The sequence below is a fragment of the Streptomyces bambusae genome, from assembly GCF_019400985.1.
Lineage (GTDB): Bacteria > Actinomycetota > Actinomycetes > Streptomycetales > Streptomycetaceae > Streptomyces > Streptomyces bambusae_A.
Genome location: NZ_WTFF01000469.1, coordinates 1 through 4,338, shown reverse-complemented (window position 1 = coordinate 4,338; position 4,338 = coordinate 1). Strand labels below are relative to the sequence as shown.

At 70.8% G+C, this 4,338-nt stretch carries 7 protein-coding genes; 1 reads left to right on the top strand and 6 read right to left on the bottom strand.

Translation table 11 applies throughout. The features are described 5' to 3' along the window. Nucleotides 1-261: 261 nt before the first annotated feature. The 5 genes from GPJ59_RS38990 to GPJ59_RS34120 are packed head-to-tail and all read right to left on the bottom strand — an operon-like array spanning nt 262 to nt 3,025. Nucleotides 262-336: a 50S ribosomal protein bL37 gene (locus tag GPJ59_RS38990; protein WP_373297613.1), complete on the bottom strand. Its 75-nt coding sequence runs from the start codon at nt 334-336 to the stop codon at nt 262-264. A gap of 51 nt (nt 337-387) precedes the next feature. Then, nucleotides 388-864, bottom strand: coding sequence for a MarR family winged helix-turn-helix transcriptional regulator (locus tag GPJ59_RS34135; RefSeq protein WP_219671856.1), 477 nt, complete (start codon nt 862-864; stop codon nt 388-390). Between the two features lie 48 nt (nt 865-912). Continuing rightward, nucleotides 913-1,740 (bottom strand): AIM24 family protein, encoded by an 828-nt coding sequence (locus GPJ59_RS34130; protein ID WP_219671854.1) that lies wholly within the window; start codon nt 1,738-1,740, stop codon nt 913-915. Next, nucleotides 1,737-2,387 (bottom strand): AIM24 family protein, encoded by a 651-nt coding sequence (locus GPJ59_RS34125; RefSeq protein ID WP_219671851.1) that lies wholly within the window; start codon nt 2,385-2,387, stop codon nt 1,737-1,739. The genes GPJ59_RS34130 and GPJ59_RS34125 overlap by 4 nt, the downstream gene beginning before the upstream one ends. Next, nucleotides 2,387-3,025: an AIM24 family protein gene (locus tag GPJ59_RS34120; protein WP_219671850.1), complete on the bottom strand. Its 639-nt coding sequence runs from the start codon at nt 3,023-3,025 to the stop codon at nt 2,387-2,389. Before GPJ59_RS34120 ends, GPJ59_RS34125 begins: the two co-directional genes overlap by 1 nt. Nucleotides 3,026-3,197: 172 nt before the next feature. Here GPJ59_RS34120 and GPJ59_RS34115 point away from each other — a divergent pair, with 172 nt between their 5' ends. Then, nucleotides 3,198-3,542: a DUF3817 domain-containing protein gene (locus GPJ59_RS34115; RefSeq protein WP_219671848.1), complete on the top strand. Its 345-nt coding sequence runs from the start codon at nt 3,198-3,200 to the stop codon at nt 3,540-3,542. Nucleotides 3,543-3,710: 168 nt separating this feature from the next. Here GPJ59_RS34115 and GPJ59_RS34110 read toward each other — a convergent pair. After that, nucleotides 3,711-4,338: glycoside hydrolase family 6 protein (locus GPJ59_RS34110; protein WP_219671846.1), on the bottom strand; the 628-nt coding region annotated here is incomplete at its 5' end.

Genomic DNA, 4,338 nt, shown 5'->3' with positions numbered 1-4,338 from the left:
GGGCCCGCCCCCGGGGCGCCGCGCCCGGGGGGGTGTGGGCGCCGGGGGGGGGGGGGGGGGGGTGGGCCCCGGCGGCGGAGGGGGCGTTGCTGCGGCCCCGGGGGAGGGGGGGGGCCCGGGGGGGGGGGGGCCCGCAAAACCGCGGGGGGGGGGGAAAAGGCCGCGCGGGGGCACTTCCCAGCCCCGCCGGCGTTTGAGGCGCTGGGGGCACCCCCGGACGAAGTCTGGGGGAGGGTCCGGGGGCGGAGCCCCCGCACAGACCTAGGCGTTGGGGCGCTTGCCGTGGTTCGCGCCCTTCTTCTTGCGGGCTCGGCGCTTGTTCCCTCGCTTCGACATGGCGCGATCTCCCTCGTACGGGGGCATAACGGGCATCGCCAGTCTAGATCGCTACGCCTTGCCCCGCTGGGTGCGCAGGTGCTCGGCGACCGGCTTCAGCGAGGTGTGCAGCGCCTCCAGGGCCTCCGGCGCCAGCAGGTCGATGAAGTGCCGGCGGACGGACGCGACGTGGTACGGGGCCACCTTGCGCATGGTCTCCATGCCCTCGTCGGTCAGTACCGCGTACAGCCCCCGGCGGTCGGACTCGCAGTTCACGCGGGTCACCAGGCCGGCCGTCTCCATCCGGGTGATCTGGTGGGACAGCCGGCTCTTGGACTGCAGCGTCGCGGTCGCGAGGTCGCTCATCCGCATCCGGTGGTCCTCCGACTCCGAGAGGTTCACGAGGATCTCGTAGTCGTTGTTGGTGAGTCCGAAGGGCTGGAGATCCTTTTCCAGTTGGTGCATCAGGAGTCTGCTGACGTCGAGGTGGGTGCGCCAGGCGCACTGCTCGTCGTCGGTCAGCCAGCGGGTGGCCGTCTCGGTCTCCATGGTCTCCATGAATGAACTCTACCTAAAAAGTTGAATGTCGTACAATCATTACAGGCCCAGGCGCCGCTGGAGATCACCCAGCTGTCCCGGCATCCGCGGAATGTTCTGGCCGCCCAGCGGGCCGCCCGAGCCGTGGCCGCCGTGACCGCCGTGGCCGGCCCCCGGGACACCCGGCTCCGCGCCGATCGCCCCGACCGACTGCTCGGCCATCAGCACCTCCGTGGACTGGAGCAGGACCGTGCCCGCTCCGACGAACTCGAACTGGTGCTCCTCACCCGAGGTGCCGCCGATCCCGGTGAGCGCCCGCAGGCCGCCCATCACGCCGGTCATGTACCCGTGGTCGTAGTGGTGACAGGGGGACGGACAGTCGGCCCAGCCCACCAGGGCCTGCGGGTCCACCCGCAGCGGCGGCTCCATGAAGACCACCGGACCGTTGGACGCCGCCACGAACTTCCCGGTTCCGATCAAGGTCAGGAAGCCCGGCACGATCGACTGCTTCAGGGCCAGCGACGGCTGGTAGGCCAGCAGGTTGCCCGACCGGATCGTCAGGTTCCCGTTGTCCAGGTCGTACGAGTTCACGTCGAAGGCGCGGTCGGCGAGGAGCATCTTTCCCTGCCCTTCCGCGACCACCCAGTCGCTCGCGTGCAGCGGCGAGTGGAAGCTCGTCCGCAGCAGCCGCTCGAACCGACCGTGGCCGATGCCGTTGAACTCGATCTGTCCGTAGTAGGCGATCATCTTGCCCTTCTGCAGGAACCACTGGCTCCCCTTGAGCTCCACGCAGAAGGTGTACGCGTTGACGTTGTCGTCGGACGGCAGCGTGTACGGGTCGAAGACAGTGGGCGCGCCCGCGCCGCCGGGGACGGGTCCAAAGGTCACAGCTTCTCCTCAGAGGCCTGTACGTACACGGCGCCCTGGCCCGACAGCTCCAGCTGGAACGCCTCGCCCGAGCCGCGCCCCACCATGTCGCGCCAGCCCAGCGCGGTGGAAAGCTTGTTGCGCACGTCACCGTGATGGGCGACATATGCCTGGGGGTCCACGTGGACGGGCCGGTTCGGCGTGATCGGGAGCTCGATCACCCCGCCGTGCGCCATGACGGCGACCGCGCCGTGGCCCTTGAGGGTGGTGGTGAACAGGCCCTGGCCGGTCACCTGGCCGCGCACCATGCCCATGACCCCGCCCTGCGAGCCCATGAACATCGTGCCCTGCTGGAGCGTGCCGTCGAAGGCGAGCAGGCGGTCGGCCTCGACGTAGAGCGTGTCGCCCTGGAGGTTGATCACCTGGATGTGGTGGCCGCCGTTGCCGAACATCACGGTGCCGTTGCCCTCGACCGTCATAAGCGGCGTCTGCTCGTTCGCCACCCGGCGCCCGATCATGCCCAGTACGCCGCCCTGGCCGCCGGTGATGTTCGGGGTGAAGGACACGTCGCCGCGGTAGGCGAGCATCGCGCCCCGCTGGCTGTACAGCCGCTGCCCGGGTACCACCTGGGCCTCGATCATTTTGGAGTTGATCTCGCGGAACGGCATCAGATGTCGCCCCCGATGGTGTTGCGCTCGCTGGGCTGCACGTACACCAGTCCCTCGCCCTCGAAGCGGATCTGGAAGGCCTCGCCCGAACCCTCGCCGATGAAGGTCCGGAAGTTCACCCCGGACTGGAAGTGCTGCTGGAGGTTGCCCGTGTGCGCGATGTACGCGCCCGGGTCCACCGAGAGCGGGTACTGCGAGGTGACCCGCATCACCACCGCGGGGCCGTCGGACATGATCGCCGCCTGGCCGGTGCCCTCCACGGTCGTGGTGAACAGGCCGTTGCCCGTCGCACCGCCGCGCAGGCCGGTGAAGGTCGTGCCGGTGCGCAGACCGCCGTCCGTGCACAGCAGGTTGCTGGACTCGACGTACAGCTTCTCCCCGCGTAGAACGACGAGATTGATCTCGCTCGCGCGGTCGGCGAAGTAGCAGGTGCCGTGTCCCTGCACCTCCATCACGGTCATCTGTTCGCCGGTCAGGCGACGGGTGACCATGCCACGCAGGCCTTCACCGCCGCCGGTCATCTTCTTGAACGACATCTGTCCGTCGTACGCCACCATCGAGCCGTTCTTGGCCTTGACGGTGTCGCCGGACATGTCTACGGCTAGCACTTTGCTGCCTTGGAGTCGGAACTGAGCCACGGGATGACGTTATCGGCAGCGGCCGGGTGCGAACAGGGCCCCACGGCCGACGTTTCCGATCCCGCGGGCGGGCGGCGGCCCGCTGCGCGCCGCGGACGCCCCGGGTCAAGATCGTGCAAACCAGGCTGCGACACTGGTACGGACCTCCAGCCGCCACCCCCGAAGGTTCCCCGTGGACATCAAGACCGCCTCCGCCCTGCACCGGCTGCGCCTCGTCTCCGTTCCGGAGGCGCTGTCGTTCCCGGCCCTGCTGATCTTCGGTTCCCTGCTGAGCCGGATCTCCGACATCAACCTGGTGATGCCGCTGGGCGCGCTGCACGGCGTCCTGTTCGTCCTCTACGTCCTCTTCCTGCTGGACGTGTGGAACAAGGCGAAGTGGCCGCTGAAGAAGGTCGCCCTCTTCCTGCTGCTGGCCGTCGTCCCGTTCGGCGGGCTCTACGGCGACAAGCTCCTCAAGCGCGACGAGGCCGACAGCGTCATCGCGGCGAGGGCCCGCCGGGAGGAGGCCGCGGCGTAATCGTCGCTGGCCTCTGAGAGGCCCTGGCCATTTCCAGCCCCGCCGGCGTTTGAGGCGCGGGGGTTCGGGGGCGGAGCCCCCCACGCGGCGGAGCCGCATATCCGGTACAGCGGGAAGGGGCGGGTAGGGGAGAGGCTCCGCGCAGCGGGCCCGGCATGCCAGGCGCGTTCAGCCGTGTGCGCGGCGGGACAGCCCCAGGGCGTACTCCGGCCACCAGGTGCCCGCGGCCGGCCCGCCGTGGCAGGTGCCGTCCGACTCGCCGGGGCGTCCGACCCACAGGTACGCGTCGGCCAGCGGGTCGCCCGTCCGGTCGGTGGGCGGCGTACCCAGGGACCGGCCCGGCGGGTTGCACCAGGCTCCCCCGCCCCGCCCGCCCGGCGGCGGTCCGTCGCCGTTGCGGCCGGTGTCCACGACGAAGTGCTTGCCGCCGGTCTCCTCCGACAGCCGCGCCCCGTACGCGCGTACAGCCGCATCCGACTCGAAGCCGGAGACGTTCAGCGCGAAACCGTCGGCGCGGGCCAGGCCCGCGCGGCGCAGCGGCCCGGCCAGATCCGCCGGGTCCTCGATCCAGGCGGGGTACCCCGCGTCCAGATAGACCTTGGTGTCCGGGTTGCGCTTGAGCCGGTCCACCGCCTCGGCGAGCAGCCGGTAGCGCTCCTCGCGGGGGCCGGCCGCCACGCAGCCTTCGGCCGCCTCCGGGACGGCGCCCGGCTCCAGGACGACCAGCGCCCGCGCCCCGCCGATCGCGGCGGCCAGGGCGTCCAGCCAGCCGCGGTACGCCTCGGCGTCCCGGGCC

Coding starts and splice junctions, on each gene's coding strand:
- GPJ59_RS34135 (WP_219671856.1), bottom strand. CDS start 864: ATGGAGACCGAGACGGCCACCCGCTGGCTGACCGACGACGAGCAGTGC.
- GPJ59_RS34125 (WP_219671851.1), bottom strand. CDS start 2,387: ATGCCGTTCCGCGAGATCAACTCCAAAATGATCGAGGCCCAGGTGGTA.